We start from the raw sequence: 13,338 nt of genomic DNA, 5'->3' as shown, positions 1-13,338 counted from the left end.
TCTCGATGGGGCCTGTGCAGGCCCCACCCATTCAAGTCAGATCAAACCTTCTTGTACAGCTGACTGCCTTCCTGCTTGAACCGCTCCGCCTGTTCCGCCAATCCCTGGGCGACTTCGGCGTCAATGGTTTCAAGCTGCTGGTTGGCCGCGTATTCGCGGACTTCCTGAGTGATTTTCATCGAGCAGAATTTCGGCCCGCACATCGAGCAGAAATGCGCGACCTTGGCCGAGTCCTTCGGCAACGTTTCATCGTGATACGAGCGAGCAGTATCCGGATCCAGCCCCAGGTTGAACTGGTCTTCCCAGCGGAATTCAAAACGCGCCTTGCTCAAGGCGTCGTCACGAATCTGCGCACCCGGATGCCCCTTCGCAAGGTCGGCCGCATGGGCGGCAATCTTGTAGGTGATGATCCCGGTTTTCACGTCATCCTTGTTCGGCAGGCCCAAGTGCTCCTTCGGCGTCACGTAGCAGAGCATCGCGCAACCGAACCAGCCGATCATCGCCGCACCTATACCGGAGGTGATGTGGTCGTAGCCCGGCGCAATGTCGGTGGTCAGAGGGCCGAGGGTGTAGAAAGGCGCCTCGTCGCAGCACTCGAGCTGCTTGTCCATGTTCTCCTTGATCAACTGCATCGGCACGTGGCCCGGGCCTTCGATCATGGTTTGCACATCATGCTTCCAGGCGATCTTGGTCAGCTCGCCGAGGGTTTCCAGCTCGCCGAATTGCGCGGCGTCGTTGGCGTCGGCAATCGAACCCGGACGCAAGCCATCGCCCAGCGAGAAGCTGACGTCGTAGGCCTTCATGATTTCGCAGATCTCTTCGAAATGCGTATAGGCGAAGTTTTCCTTGTGGTGCGCCAGGCACCACTTGGCCATGATCGAACCACCCCGGGAGACGATGCCGGTCACGCGTTTGGCGGTCAGCGGTACGTAACGCAACAGCACGCCCGCGTGGATGGTGAAGTAGTCGACGCCCTGCTCGGCCTGCTCGATCAGCGTGTCGCGGAACAGCTCCCAGGTCAGGTCTTCGGCCGCACCACCGACTTTTTCCAACGCCTGATAGATCGGCACGGTACCAATCGGCACTGGCGAATTACGGATGATCCACTCGCGGGTTTCGTGAATGTGCTTGCCGGTGGACAAATCCATGATGTTGTCCGCGCCCCAGCGAATGCCCCAGGTCAGTTTCGCCACTTCTTCTTCGATGGACGAACCCAAGGCACTGTTGCCGATGTTGCCGTTGATCTTCACCAGGAAGTTACGGCCGATGATCATCGGTTCCAGTTCAGTGTGGTTGATGTTGGCCGGAATGATCGCGCGACCGCGGGCGATTTCTTCGCGGACAAATTCGGGGGTGATGATTTTCGGCACGCTGGCACCGAAGCTGTAGCCAGCGTGTTGCTGGTCCAGCAGGCCGGCGGCGCGGGCCACTTCAAGCTTCATGTTTTCGCGGATGGCAACGAATTCCATCTCGGGCGTGATGATGCCTTTGCGGGCGTAGTGCATCTGGGTGACATTGCCGCCGGCCTTCGCGCGACGCGGGTTGTTCACGTGGGCAAATCGCAGCTTGGTCAGTTCGGCGTCGGCGAGGCGTTCACGACCGAAATTCGAGCTCAGGCCAGGCAGACGCTCGGTGTCACCACGGGCTTCGATCCACGGCGAACGCACATCGGCCAAGCCTTTGCGCACGTCGATAATGACATTGGGATCGGTATAAGGGCCCGAGGTGTCGTAGACCACCACCGGTGCATTGATCTCGCCGCCGAGGTCGGTAGGGGTGACATCGAGGCTGATTTCGCGCATCGGCACGAGAATGTCCGGGCGTGAACCCTGAACATAGATTTTTTGCGAGCGGGTAAAGGGCTGAACGGACTGTTGATCGACTTGGGCCGAGTCACTCAGGTTCGTTACGTTTTTTAGTTTTATCGTCATCACGGGCTCTCCAGACAGCATCCAGGCGGTGGAATTTTGTCGGAGCGAACCTGTAACGAATGGACGCGACCAATCAGCTGTGGCGCTGTTGGTGCTGTGCTCAGTACTCGAGGGGTGTTCGATTGTCGAACAACATCCCGGACGAAGCACAAGAGGACTCGCCGGGTGACGAGAAATCTTGTTCCCTACGCAGGCGTTAACCTGATCAGGTTCAACGGGATCCGAAATTATTCGATCTCAGCCTCATAGCAAGGCACCCCGACAAGAACCAGGCCAGTCTAGACACAACGGGCAAAGAATGCCAACACCCCGGTAAACACCATGATGAATGGCGGAATTACAGGATTGTTGCCGAACGTGTGCCCAACTACACTCGCTACGCCTTGCCGCGCCTCAAGCTGCGCATTGACGATGTACAACGCCGCGCCGTACCTTTGGCGCAAATTATCAGCGTAATTTTTAGGGATGGCCGCATGCTGCGCAAACTTTCACTGGCCCTTGCCGTGTCTTGTGCTTCCAATGGATTGGCCTGGGCAGCAGAAGCGCCCTTATCGACCAAAACCGATCTGGTGAGCGTCTACCAGGAAGCGGTAGACAATAACGCTGACCTGGCCGCCGCCCGCGCCCAGTACGGCGCCCAGAAAGAAGTGGTACCCCAGGCACGCGCCGGGCTGTTGCCGAATATCTCCGGTGGCGCTGAGGTGGCCAGTGCGCGTACCGATATCAATCAACCGGCCGCCGTCGCCAATCGCAGCGCCAACTCCTACCAGGCGACGTTGGCTCAGCCACTGTTCCGTGCCGATCGCTGGTTCCAGTTTCAGGCCGCCAAGGACGTCAACGAACAGGCGGCACTGCAACTCTCGGCCACCGAGCAAAACCTGATCCTGCAGACCGCCGAAAACTATTTCAACGTGCTGCGCACCCAGGACAACCTGGCCTCGACCAAGGCCGAAGAAGCCGCGTTCAAACGCCAGCTCGACCAGTCCAACGAACGCTTTGACGTGGGCCTGTCGGACAAGACCGACGTGCTGCAATCCCAGGCCAGCTACGACACGGCACGCGCTAACCGGATCCTGGCCCAGCGTCAGGTGGATGATGCGTTTGAAGCGCTGATCACCCTGACCAATCGGCAATACAATTCGATTCAGGGCATCGTTCACACCTTGCCGATCCTGCCGCCGGTACCGAACGACGCCAAGGCCTGGGTCGACACCGCCGCCCGCCAGAACCTCAATCTGCTGGCCAGCAACTACGCGGTCAGCGCCGCCGAGGAAACCCTCAAGCAGCGCAAGGCCGGCCATGCACCCACCGTTGATGCGGTGGCGAAATACGAGAAAGGTGATAACGACGCTTTTGGCTTCAGCAACCCGAACGCATTTGGTCAGGCTTACAAGGGCCCCGTCGAGCAGACCACTCTGGCCTTGCAACTGAACATTCCGATCTACAGCGGCGGTCTGACCAGCTCACAGGTTCGAGAGTCCTACTCGCGCCTGGATCAGACGGAGCAACAGCGTGAAGGCTTGCGCCGACAAATCGTGGAAAGCACCCGTAACCTGCACCGCGCGGTGAACACCGACGTGGAGCAGGTTCAAGCACGCAAACAATCGATCATCTCTAACCAGAGTGCAGTGGAAGCGACTGAAATCGGCTATCAGGTGGGGACACGGAACATCGTCGATGTCCTGGATGCCCAGCGTCAGCTGTACACCTCGGTGCGCAACTACAACAACACCCGCTACGACTACATTCTCGATAACCTGCGCTTGAAGCAGGCTGCCGGCACGCTGAACCCGGGCGATCTGGAGGACCTCAAGCGTTTCCTCAAGCCTGACTACAACCCGGACAAGGACTTCCTGCCGCCAGATCTGGCGAAGGCTGCGGCGGAACAGTTGAAAGCACGACCATAAGCGACTGAGAAACGATCTGTGGCGAGGGAGCAAACTCCCTCCCACAGGTACGGCGCACTATCTGATTTCAATTTTGATCGAGCACAGGATGAGCTAAATCAACGATTGATCAACCGCCCCAGCCCATCCAGCAATCGCTGTAACGCCCCCTGATTGGCGCGCATCACGTTCAACCCGGCATCCGCCATCCGCTGCGCATCCCGCGGCAGCTCAAACAGACGCTGCACTGCGACAGCCAATCCTTCGGCATCCTCTACTTCCTGCAATGCGCCGGCATTGCGTAATTGCGCGGCGATTTCGAGGAAGTTGAACAGGTGCGGACCGCTCAAGACCGGTTTGGCCAATGCGGCCGGCTCCAGCAGGTTATGTCCACCATTGGGCACCAGGCTGCCGCCGACGAACGCGGTATCGGCCAAGGCGTAGAGAAACAGCAACTCACCCATGGTGTCGCCCATCAGCACAGCCGTATCGTTGTTGACTGACTCACCGGAGGAACGTCGAACAGTGGCGAAACCATGCTGCTGACACAGCTCGAACACGGCGTTGAATCGTTCTGGATGACGGGGTACCAGGATCAACAACGCATCGGGATGACTGGCCAACAGCTGACGATGGGCCGCCAGCACCACTTCGTCTTCACCGTCGTGAGTGCTGGCGGCAATCCATACCGGGCGCTCCTGTGCTTGCCATTGCGCGCGCAACTCGGTGGCACGGTGTAGCAACTGCGGGTCGATGGTCAGGTCGAACTTGATCGAGCCGGTCACTTCGACAGTCTCCGGGCGCGCGCCCAGATCAAGAAAGCGCAGGGCTTCTGCTTCGGTCTGCACCGCGAACAGGCTCATTTCGGCAAGCATCGGCTGGGTCAGCTTTCGAAAACGACCGTAGCCTTTGGCCGATCGCTCGGACAGCCGCGCATTGGCCAGCGCCACCGGGATCCCGCGCCTGGCGCACTGGTGAATGTGGTTAGGCCAGAGTTCGGTCTCCATGATCACTGCCAGTTTCGGCTGAACCCGATCAAGAAATCGCTTGGCTGCGCAGGGCAAGTCATACGGCAAGTAGCAGTGCTGGATGCGCGGTTCATTGGCGAACAAGGCCTGGATGCGCTCCGAGCCGGTTGGGGTCATGCAGGTCACGGTGATCGGCAACTGTGGATGACGTTGCAGCAAGGCACGAATCATCGGCGCTGCGGCGATGCTCTCACCCACCGACACCGCGTGCACCCAGATGCCCCCTGGTTTCATCGCCGGTATCCCGTAGGAAAAACGCTCGCCGATACGTTTGGCATAGGCTGGCGCTTTACGCGCTCGCAACCATAACCGAATCGCTACCAGTGGCAGCCCCAGGTAAAACAGCGCGGTGTAGAGAGTTCTATTCATGGCGGCGGAGTTTATCGGCTTTTATCGCCGATCGCCCGCAAGTGCACAGCAAAACGTTCCGCCAGCCATCGCGCTGCCGGCCCTAGCGGCTCATCGCGGCGCCAGACCAACTCCACGACCAACGCAGGCGGGGTCCATTCGCTGGCCAGTTCGACCATCTGCCCCTGGTAGGCGGGGTATTGCACCACATGACGCGGCAACCAGGCCCAGCCGAGACCGCGAACCAGCCACTCCGCCATGACGTAGAAACTGTCGGCGCGCCAGACTTGCGGGCTGGCAGGCTCGCTGCCGGGGTAGACGCTGGACTGAGTCGACATCAGCAGTTGCCGATGCTGCGCCAATTGCTGACAGTCCACCTCCGCTTTCCCCGCCAACGGATGACCGGCACCGCACACGGTGACCATTTCAACGCTGCCCAGCACTTGTCGTTCAAGCGCTTCGGGAATCTGATCGTGGTAAAACAGCAATCCCAGATCAGCCTGGCGCTCCACCAGCTTGCGAGCCACTTCGCCTTGGGCGGCACTGGTGAGCTGCACTTCAAGGCTGGGAAATCGTTCCGCCAGGGCCTCAAAACTATCCACCACAGCCTGATAAGGCATTGCTTCGTCCTGGGCTAACCGCAGCCGCGCCTCCTGACCGCGCATCATCGCCCATGCCCGACCGTTGAGGCGCTCGCATTGACGCAGTACTTCCCGCGCCTCTTCCAGCAGCGCACTACCGGCTTCGGTCAGTGTCGGCTGACGGCCACTGCTACGATCGAACAGGCTGACGCCGAGGTCCTCCTCAAGCATCGCAATCGAACTGCTGACAGCCGACTGCGCCTTGCGTTGATCCCGCGCAACGGCCGAAAACGATCGCTGCTCCGCTACGCTGACAAATAGTCGCAGCTGTTCCAGATTCCATTGCGTGTTCATGGCCAACCCATCTTCAAAGCAGATAGGTAATGACTTTACCGCATCTGGCAAAGCTCTAGAATGCCCAGCCAAGAAAGCAACAGTTCACTTGAGGATGCACCTATGACCGCTTACTACTACCTGGCCATTGCCATCTGCGCCGAAGTGATCGCGACCGTTTCGATGAAAGCCGTCAAAGGATTCAGCACGCCCCTGCCCCTGGTGCTGGTCATCGTCGGTTATGGCATTGCGTTCTGGATGTTGACGCTGGTGGTGCGCAGCGTTCCGGTCGGCGTGGCCTATGCGGTATGGGCCGGGATGGGGATCGTGATGGTCAGCGTTGCAGCGTTGTTCATCTATGGGCAAAAGCTTGATGTGCCGGCGATGCTGGGGATGGGGCTGATTGTGCTGGGGGTTGTGGTCATCCAGCTCTTCTCCAAAACGGCGGGGCATTGACCGAACCCTGGAGACAAACAGTAACCTGTGGCGAGGGAGCTTGCTCCCGCTCGACTGCGCAGCAGTCGCAGGACGATTAGACGCGGCCAGTCAGAAAAACCGCGGTGTATGGTTTTAAGGGCCGCTTTGCGCTGGAGCGCCAGCCCGGCCCAGCGGGAGCAAGCTCCCTCGCCACAGGTCGTGCGTACGTCCTGATTGATCCATCAAATCCCCTTTCCGTCGAGTCTGTATACTGCGCCCTCGTCTTGAACACTGAGGTCGCTGCATGCCATCCGTTATTTCCACCGACGTTTTGATTGTCGGCGCTGGTGTCGCCGGCCTCTGGCTGAATGCGCGCCTGCGCCGTCAGGGTTTTTCGACGGTATTGGTGGAAAGCGCCAGCCTCGGCGGCGGTCAGAGTCTGAAGTCCCAGGGCATCATCCATGGCGGCGCCAAGTACGCACTGCACGGCGCCCTGACTGGTGCTTCAGAAGCTATTGCCGACATGCCACGGCGCTGGCGTGAAGCGCTGGCCGGCAATGGCGAACTCGACCTGTCAGGCGTGCGCCTGCTGTCCGAAGCCCATTACCTGTGGTCACCCGGCACACTCGCTGGAAACCTCACCAGTTTCTTCGCCAGCAAAGCCGTGCGCGGCCGGGTTGATCAGGTCAAAGGCGATCAACTGCCACCGGCCCTGCAAGACAAACGCTTCAAGGGCAAGGTCTATCGCCTGGCCGAGTTGGTGGTGGATGTCCCGAGCCTGATTCAGCGCCTTGCCGACCTGGCGGGTGACGGTTTATTGGCCGGGCAGCAGATCGAACCGTTGCTGGAAGGTGGCCTTCTGGTGGGATTGAAAGTCGATGGGCGCGACATTCGCGCCCAACGCATCGTTCTCAGCGCCGGTGCAGGCACGGCAGCGTTGCTCGAAGCCTTGGCGCTGAGCCGGCCGGCCATGCAACGTCGACCGCTGCACATGATCATCGCCAAAGGTCCAGGCCTTAAACCGCTGTATGCCCACTGCCTGGGGGGCGGCACCAAACCTCGCATCACCGTCACCACTCATCCGGCCGCCGATGGCCAATGGGTTTGGTACATGGGCGGTGACATCGCTGAATCCGAAGGTGTTGCCCGTGAGCCCGCCGAGCAGATTGCGACGGCGCAGAAAGAAATCGGCCAACTGCTGCCATGGATCGATTTGAGCACCACGCAATGGGCGACGTTGCGGGTAGATCGCGCCGAGCCGCTGCAATCGGGACTGACGCGACCGGACAACGCATTTCTCGCCGAGGAAGGCCGACTGCTGGTCGGCTGGCCTACCAAACTGGCGCTGGCGCCGGACTTCGCTGACCGTGTCATCGCCTCTCTGCAGCGCGACGGCATTGAACCCAGCCACTGCGCGCCACTGCCCGAGCTACCCAAACCACCGATGGGCGTTCCTGCCTGGGAGCAACTGCTGCCATGACCCAACCGACCCTGCACGATCTGCATCGACCTCTGGGCAGCACCGGCCTGATGGTTTCACCGCTGGGCCTGGGTACCGTCAAACTGGGCCGTGATCAAGGTGTGAAGTACCCGAACGGCTTCCAGATCCCGGGCGACGACGAAGCACGCATGTTGCTCAAAATGGCGCAGAACATGGGCATCAACCTGATCGACACCGCGCCGGCATACGGCCGCAGTGAAGAGCGGCTCGGCCCGTTGCTGCGCGGCCAGCGTCTGGACTGGGTGATTGTCAGCAAGGTCGGCGAAGAGTTTGCCGACGGTCTATCGAGTCACGACTTCAGCGCCGCCCATACCCGCCTGTCGGTGGAGCGGAGCTTGCAACGTCTGGAAACGGATTTTATCGACCTGGTGCTGGTGCATTCCGACGGTAACGACCTGGCCATCCTCAACGACAGCGAGGTATACGCAACGCTCGCCGCCCTCAAGGCTGAAGGGAAAATCCGCGGATTCGGTTTTTCCGGGAAAACCGTCGAAGGTGGATTGAAGGCTCTGGAACAGGGTGATTGCGCGATGGTCACTTACAATCTGAACGAATTGAGCGAGAAAGCCGTCATTGACTATGCTGCTGCTCACGGGAAAGCCATTCTGGTGAAAAAAGCACTCGCCAGCGGCCACGTCTGCCTGAGTCCGGGTGTTGATCCGGTGCGTGCCAGCTTCGAATTGTTGTTTGAGCATCCGGGTGTTGCCAGTGCTATTGTCGGGACCATCAATCCGCTGCACCTCGCCCACAACGTCGCGACCGTTGCCAAGGTACTACGTAGTCACTGACGCCGCCCATGCGGCCTTAAGCAGGAGCCGACATGCCGCGTACGCTCATAAGAAAGAACCCGAGCAACTTCAAGACCCTGCCGTTATTCGTCGAAGCGACTCCCGAAGGCTTGAGCTATCAGAGCGTCGGGATGCCGCTCAACTTTTCCCAGACCCTGCAACGTCGCCGTCCGGTGACAGTGCCTGACAGTGAGCGTTTTGCGGTCGAGCTGGCCAACCTTGGCGTGTCTGTACGATTGACCCTGCATTGGCAGAATCGTGATTACTGGGTGCTGGTCCGTCAACGCCGGCAAGACCGTGGCGATGTGGTGCTGAAGCTGATTTCAGGTTACGTGCCCGCCCATGAGCTTAACCTGCCGTTGCACACGGCCATCCAGGAGATTGCTGAAGAGTGCCTGCTGGAAACACCGGAAGGCTGGCTGGGAGGGCGTTTCAATGACACCTGGCTACCGGCCCCCTACTCCTCCGCCCTGCATTATCGCGAAGCCCTGCCGTTTCGCCTGACGCCGTTGTCCGGCTCGGCGCGACCGGTGCGTTGCGCCAACATGCAGTTGATCGAACGGCCGCGGGCCTATGTGCATTTGCCGACGGCGTCCCTGCAACTGATCTATGACTTGCGACTGGACGTGCCCAAGGAAGCCAAATCCTTGAGCCTGTTTCATGTCGATGAACGATTGGAGGGCGATCAACTGGTCGCGCGACTCGATCGCAAACGGCCCGATTTGTATTTGATGCCCTTGCAGGACGGCCAACCGATGGCTGAGCTCTATACCCTTAAAAAGGATCAGCTGTATCCGGCGAGTACGCGAGGGTTGTACCTGGCGGAGAGCTTTGCACTGCAGGAAGGCTGGCTGGTGCGGGATGAGCGGATCAAGTGGAAGGATTGGGTACGTCAGCAGGGCTTGAGCCCCCAGGGGAAAGATTCAGGTCTGGCGCGATTGCGCGGGAAGGCGAAGCAGTTGTTGAAGAAGATCGTGCCGCGTAAAAAGGTCAGTTCTTAAAGCACAAGATCAAAAGATCGCAGCCTCGTCTCACTCGACAGCTCCTACAGAGTGACACGAGGCTTCGATCTTTTATGGCTTCACTCGGACTGGCGGATCTTCTCGACAATCGCGGTGGTCGAGCTGTTTTCCACCAGCCCCAGCACTTTCACCGTACCGCCATAAGCCGTCACGATGTCAGCACCCACCACCTGCTCGATTCCGTAGTCCCCGCCCTTGACCAGCACGTCCGGCTTGACCTCGCGCAGCAGGTTTTCCGGAGTGCCTTCGGCGAAGCTGATCACCCAGTCCACAGCGCCCAGACCGGCAAGAACAGCCATGCGACGGTCGACGCTATTGATCGGACGACCCGGTCCTTTCAAGCGGCTCACAGAAGCATCGTCGTTGACCGCAACGATCAGACGATCACCCTGGGCTCGCGCCTGCTCGAGGTAGGTCACGTGACCCGCATGCAGAATGTCAAAGCAGCCATTGGTGAAGACGATCGTCTCTTTGTGCGCACGCGCATCGTCGACCGCCAGCAGCAATTGCTCAAGTCCCAGCACGCCGCGCTCGGAGCCTTCCTCACGCTGAATCGCGCGACGCAGCTCCGGAGCACTGATCGCAGCGGTACCCAGCTTGCCAACCACGATGCCTGCGGCCAGGTTGGCCAGCGCCACTGCGTGGGGCAGTTCTTCGCCCGCAGCAATCGCTGCGGCCAAGGTAGAAATAACCGTGTCACCAGCACCTGTCACGTCGAACACTTCACGCGCTCGCGCCGGCAAGTGCAGCGCGGGATGATCCGGACGAAGCAAGGTCATGCCGTGTTCACCACGGGTTACCAGCAAGGCGCCGAGATCGAGCTCGTGCATCAAGGTTGCGCCCTTGCTCACCAACTCGTGCTCATCAGCGCACTTGCCGACGATGGTTTCGAATTCGCTGAGGTTCGGGGTGATCAGGCTCGCACCACGGTAGATGGAGAAATCCTTGCCTTTGGGATCGGCCAGCACCGGAATGCCTCGGGCCCGCGCAGCCTGGATCAGAACCTGATGGTTTTTCAGCGCGCCCTTACCGTAATCGGACAACACCAATACCTTGATGCCGTCGAGCAGCTCGTCGACCTGTTCACCCAATGCCAGAGCGTCGGTGGCGAACGGTTCTTCGAAGTCGATACGCAGCAATTGCTGGTGACGGCTCATGACTCGCAACTTGACGATGGTCGGCTGGTGCGCGATGCGCTGGAACAACGCCCGCACGCCCGCGCCCTTGAGGCTATTGACCAGGCTGTCGGCGGCTTCATCGTCACCGGTGACGCCGACCAGTGAGGCTGGCGCGCCGAGGGCAGCAATGTTCAACGCAACGTTGGCGGCACCGCCCGGACGGTCCTCGATTTGCTCGACCTTGACTACCGGTACTGGCGCCTCGGGAGAAATCCGTGAGGTACCACCATGCCAGTAACGGTCGAGCATGACATCGCCGACCACCAAGACAGGGGCTTGATCGAATCGCGGCATGGACAACTTCATGGTGCAACCCACATACAAAATGAACAGGGTCGCGATATTAACACAGGGTTGGCACAGGCTTGCGCGACGGCTGCAAGAGGATGAATTCGGGCGATTATTTGTTCAAAAATTGAGCAGAAATAAAGGTATTTTCTGACACCGGACGCATTGCACGCCGATGATACAAGAGGGTGAGCGTGGACCCACCCTCTCGTCACGTCAGGCTATGTTTTCCACCGGAGCATCGAGCCCCATGGCGTGCAGACGCGAGTAGTAACCATTCTGCGCCAACAGTTGCGCGTGGGTGCCACGCTCGACGATTTCACCGTGATCCATGACCAGGATCAGGTCAGCTTTTTCGATGGTCGACAAGCGATGAGCGATCACCAGCGTGGTCCGACCTTTCATGACCTGATCCAGTGCCGCCTGAATATGGCGCTCGGACTCTGTATCGAGCGCCGAGGTTGCCTCATCGAGAATCAACAACGGGGCATTCTTCAACAGTGCCCGGGCAATCGCCAGACGCTGACGCTGACCGCCGGACAGCAACACGCCGTTTTCGCCAACCTGGGTGTCCAGGCCTTCCGGCATTTGCGAGATGAAGTCCATTGCGTAGGCATCGGTGGCCGCCTTTTCAATGTCGGCACGCGGGGCGCCCGCCAGGTCGCCGTAGGCAATGTTGTTGGCGATGGTGTCATTGAACAAGGTGACATGCTGCGTGACCTGCGCCACGTGCCGGCGCAGATTGCGCAGGCGGTAATCTTCAATCTCTACGCCATCCAGCAGGATCTCGCCGGTTTCGTGATGATAGAAACGCGGAATCAGGCTGGCCAGGGTCGACTTGCCACTGCCTGAGCGACCGACCAGCGCAATCATCTGCCCTGGCGCCGCAGTGAAACTGATGTTCTTCAGCACTTCACGTTCGGTATCCGGGTAGGTGAAGCTCAGGTTGCGCACATCCAGGTAACCATCAACGCGATCGCGTTCGACCGTACCGTGATCCACCTCGGGCTCGACGTCCAGCTGCTCGAAAATGCTCTCGGCACCGGCGACGCCCTTCTGGATGGTCGAACTGACTTCTGACAGCTGACGAATCGGCTTGGGCAAAAGTCCCGCCGCGGTGATGTAGGCCACCAGGTCGCCCGCTGTCGCATCGCCGCGCAGGAACAGGACCAGGAACATCAACACGGCCATGGCGGTATAAATCACCAACTGCAACATCGGCGTGTAGACCGCACCGGTCTTGGTCATGCGCAATTGCTTGTCGGTGTTGCCCTGACTGGCTTCGGCGAAGCGACGCTCCTCGTAGCTCTCGCCGCCGAAGCTGCGCACTACGCGATAGCCCTGGATGGTTTCGGACGCCACATGAGTCACGTCCCCCATTGCCACCTGGATCTTCTTGCTCTGCTTGCGAAATTTCTTGCTGGTATTGCCGACCATGAACGCGATCACCGGCAGGATTGCCAGCATCACGATCGTCAGTTTCCAGTTCATCCACAACAAATACGCGAACAGGAAGACCACCGTCAGGCCTTCACGGATGACTACCTTGATGGCATCCGTGGCTGCACCGGTGACCATGGTCACGTTGAAAGTGATGCGCGAGATCAGATGACCGGAGTTGTGGGTGTCGAAATAGCGGTTCGGCAGCACCAGCAGCTTGTTGAACAACTCGACGCGCAGGTCATGTACCAGTCCCAGCGAGACTTTCGCCAGATAGTAGTTCCCCAGAAACGAACCCAGCCCCTGCCACGCGGCGATCAGGATGATCAGCAACGGCACGGCCATCAACAGCTGCAAGTCTTTCAGGTAAGGGACGTTAGGAAAGAGCACCGCTTCGGGGTTGCTCAGGCCATCGACGAAATATTTGAGAATCCCCGCCAGCATCGGCTGGGTAGAGGCAAAGATCACGAAGCCCACGATACTCAGCAGGAAAAGGCCCACATAGGGTTTTACATACCCCAACAGCCGAAGATAGATTTTCAGGCTGGAATCCTGTCCCGCTTTGGGCGGTGCGTCACTCATCGTAGAGCTCACTTG

General features: G+C 59.5%; 10 protein-coding genes and 1 riboswitch. Of the genes, 5 read left to right on the top strand and 5 right to left on the bottom strand.

Going from position 1 to position 13,338, the window contains the following annotated elements; translation table 11 throughout:
• Nucleotides 1-41: 41 nt before the first annotated feature.
• The gene (thiC, locus tag ACA063_RS02315) at nucleotides 42-1,931 is read right to left on the bottom strand and encodes a phosphomethylpyrimidine synthase ThiC (RefSeq protein ID WP_497664637.1); all 1,890 of its coding nucleotides are present in this window, start codon (nucleotides 1,929-1,931) and stop codon (nucleotides 42-44) included.
• Nucleotides 1,932-2,096: 165 nt separating this feature from the next.
• Nucleotides 2,097-2,202: riboswitch (TPP riboswitch) on the bottom strand.
• 202 nt (nucleotides 2,203-2,404) lie between these two features.
• Here thiC and ACA063_RS02310 point away from each other — a divergent pair.
• Nucleotides 2,405-3,838 carry a TolC family outer membrane protein gene (locus ACA063_RS02310; RefSeq protein WP_497664636.1) on the top strand — a complete coding sequence of 478 codons (1,434 nt, stop codon included), beginning with the start codon at nucleotides 2,405-2,407 and terminating at the stop codon, nucleotides 3,836-3,838.
• Nucleotides 3,839-3,936: 98 nt separating this feature from the next.
• Here the strand turns inward: ACA063_RS02310 and waaA are convergent, their stop codons facing one another.
• Together waaA and ACA063_RS02300 are read right to left on the bottom strand one after the other, a co-directional pair.
• Nucleotides 3,937-5,214, bottom strand: a complete 1,278-nt coding sequence (waaA, locus tag ACA063_RS02305) for a lipid IV(A) 3-deoxy-D-manno-octulosonic acid transferase (protein WP_497664635.1) — start codon at nucleotides 5,212-5,214, stop codon at nucleotides 3,937-3,939.
• An 11-nt stretch (nucleotides 5,215-5,225) separates the two neighbouring features.
• The gene (locus tag ACA063_RS02300; protein ID WP_497664634.1) at nucleotides 5,226-6,128 is read right to left on the bottom strand and encodes a LysR family transcriptional regulator; all 903 of its coding nucleotides are present in this window, start codon (nucleotides 6,126-6,128) and stop codon (nucleotides 5,226-5,228) included.
• A 102-nt stretch (nucleotides 6,129-6,230) separates the two neighbouring features.
• Between ACA063_RS02300 and ACA063_RS02295 the strand changes: the two genes are divergently transcribed.
• The 4 genes from ACA063_RS02295 to ACA063_RS02280 all read left to right on the top strand — a co-directional run bounded on the left by ACA063_RS02295 (nucleotide 6,231) and on the right by ACA063_RS02280 (nucleotide 9,814).
• A complete protein-coding gene (locus ACA063_RS02295) occupies nucleotides 6,231-6,563 on the top strand; it encodes a DMT family transporter (protein ID WP_162437145.1) in 333 nt (110 codons plus the stop codon).
• A gap of 265 nt (nucleotides 6,564-6,828) precedes the next feature.
• Complete coding sequence (locus ACA063_RS02290) at nucleotides 6,829-8,004, top strand: FAD-dependent oxidoreductase (protein ID WP_497664633.1); 1,176 nt, start codon at nucleotides 6,829-6,831, stop codon at nucleotides 8,002-8,004.
• A complete protein-coding gene (locus tag ACA063_RS02285) occupies nucleotides 8,001-8,813 on the top strand; it encodes an aldo/keto reductase (RefSeq protein WP_497664632.1) in 813 nt (270 codons plus the stop codon). The genes ACA063_RS02290 and ACA063_RS02285 overlap by 4 nt, the downstream gene beginning before the upstream one ends.
• Nucleotides 8,814-8,845: 32 nt before the next feature.
• Nucleotides 8,846-9,814, top strand: a complete 969-nt coding sequence (locus ACA063_RS02280; RefSeq protein WP_497664631.1) for a metal ABC transporter ATPase — start codon at nucleotides 8,846-8,848, stop codon at nucleotides 9,812-9,814.
• 80 nt (nucleotides 9,815-9,894) lie between these two features.
• Here the strand turns inward: ACA063_RS02280 and hldE are convergent, their stop codons facing one another.
• Both hldE and msbA read right to left on the bottom strand, forming a co-directional pair.
• A complete protein-coding gene (hldE, locus tag ACA063_RS02275) occupies nucleotides 9,895-11,319 on the bottom strand; it encodes a bifunctional D-glycero-beta-D-manno-heptose-7-phosphate kinase/D-glycero-beta-D-manno-heptose 1-phosphate adenylyltransferase HldE (protein ID WP_497664630.1) in 1,425 nt (474 codons plus the stop codon).
• A 198-nt stretch (nucleotides 11,320-11,517) separates the two neighbouring features.
• Nucleotides 11,518-13,323, bottom strand: coding sequence for a lipid A export permease/ATP-binding protein MsbA (gene msbA, locus ACA063_RS02270; RefSeq protein ID WP_162437150.1), 1,806 nt, complete (start codon nucleotides 13,321-13,323; stop codon nucleotides 11,518-11,520).
• Between the last annotated feature and the right edge of the window lie 15 nt (nucleotides 13,324-13,338).

The organism is Pseudomonas sp. LBUM1643, from assembly GCF_059716215.1.
Note: the sequence above shows the minus strand (reverse complement) of the source record. Positions and strands in the feature narration are given on the sequence as shown.

Excerpts from the sequence above, each read along its gene's own strand:
- thiC (WP_497664637.1), bottom strand. The coding sequence starts at position 1,931 with ATGACGATAAAACTAAAAAACGTAACGAACCTGAGTGACTCGGCCCAA.
- ACA063_RS02310 (WP_497664636.1), top strand. The coding sequence starts at position 2,405 with ATGCTGCGCAAACTTTCACTGGCCCTTGCCGTGTCTTGTGCTTCCAAT.
- waaA (WP_497664635.1), bottom strand. The coding sequence starts at position 5,214 with ATGAATAGAACTCTCTACACCGCGCTGTTTTACCTGGGGCTGCCACTG.
- ACA063_RS02300 (WP_497664634.1), bottom strand. The coding sequence starts at position 6,128 with ATGAACACGCAATGGAATCTGGAACAGCTGCGACTATTTGTCAGCGTA.
- ACA063_RS02295 (WP_162437145.1), top strand. The coding sequence starts at position 6,231 with ATGACCGCTTACTACTACCTGGCCATTGCCATCTGCGCCGAAGTGATC.
- ACA063_RS02290 (WP_497664633.1), top strand. The coding sequence starts at position 6,829 with ATGCCATCCGTTATTTCCACCGACGTTTTGATTGTCGGCGCTGGTGTC.
- ACA063_RS02285 (WP_497664632.1), top strand. The coding sequence starts at position 8,001 with ATGACCCAACCGACCCTGCACGATCTGCATCGACCTCTGGGCAGCACC.
- ACA063_RS02280 (WP_497664631.1), top strand. The coding sequence starts at position 8,846 with ATGCCGCGTACGCTCATAAGAAAGAACCCGAGCAACTTCAAGACCCTG.
- hldE (WP_497664630.1), bottom strand. The coding sequence starts at position 11,319 with ATGAAGTTGTCCATGCCGCGATTCGATCAAGCCCCTGTCTTGGTGGTC.
- msbA (WP_162437150.1), bottom strand. The coding sequence starts at position 13,323 with ATGAGTGACGCACCGCCCAAAGCGGGACAGGATTCCAGCCTGAAAATC.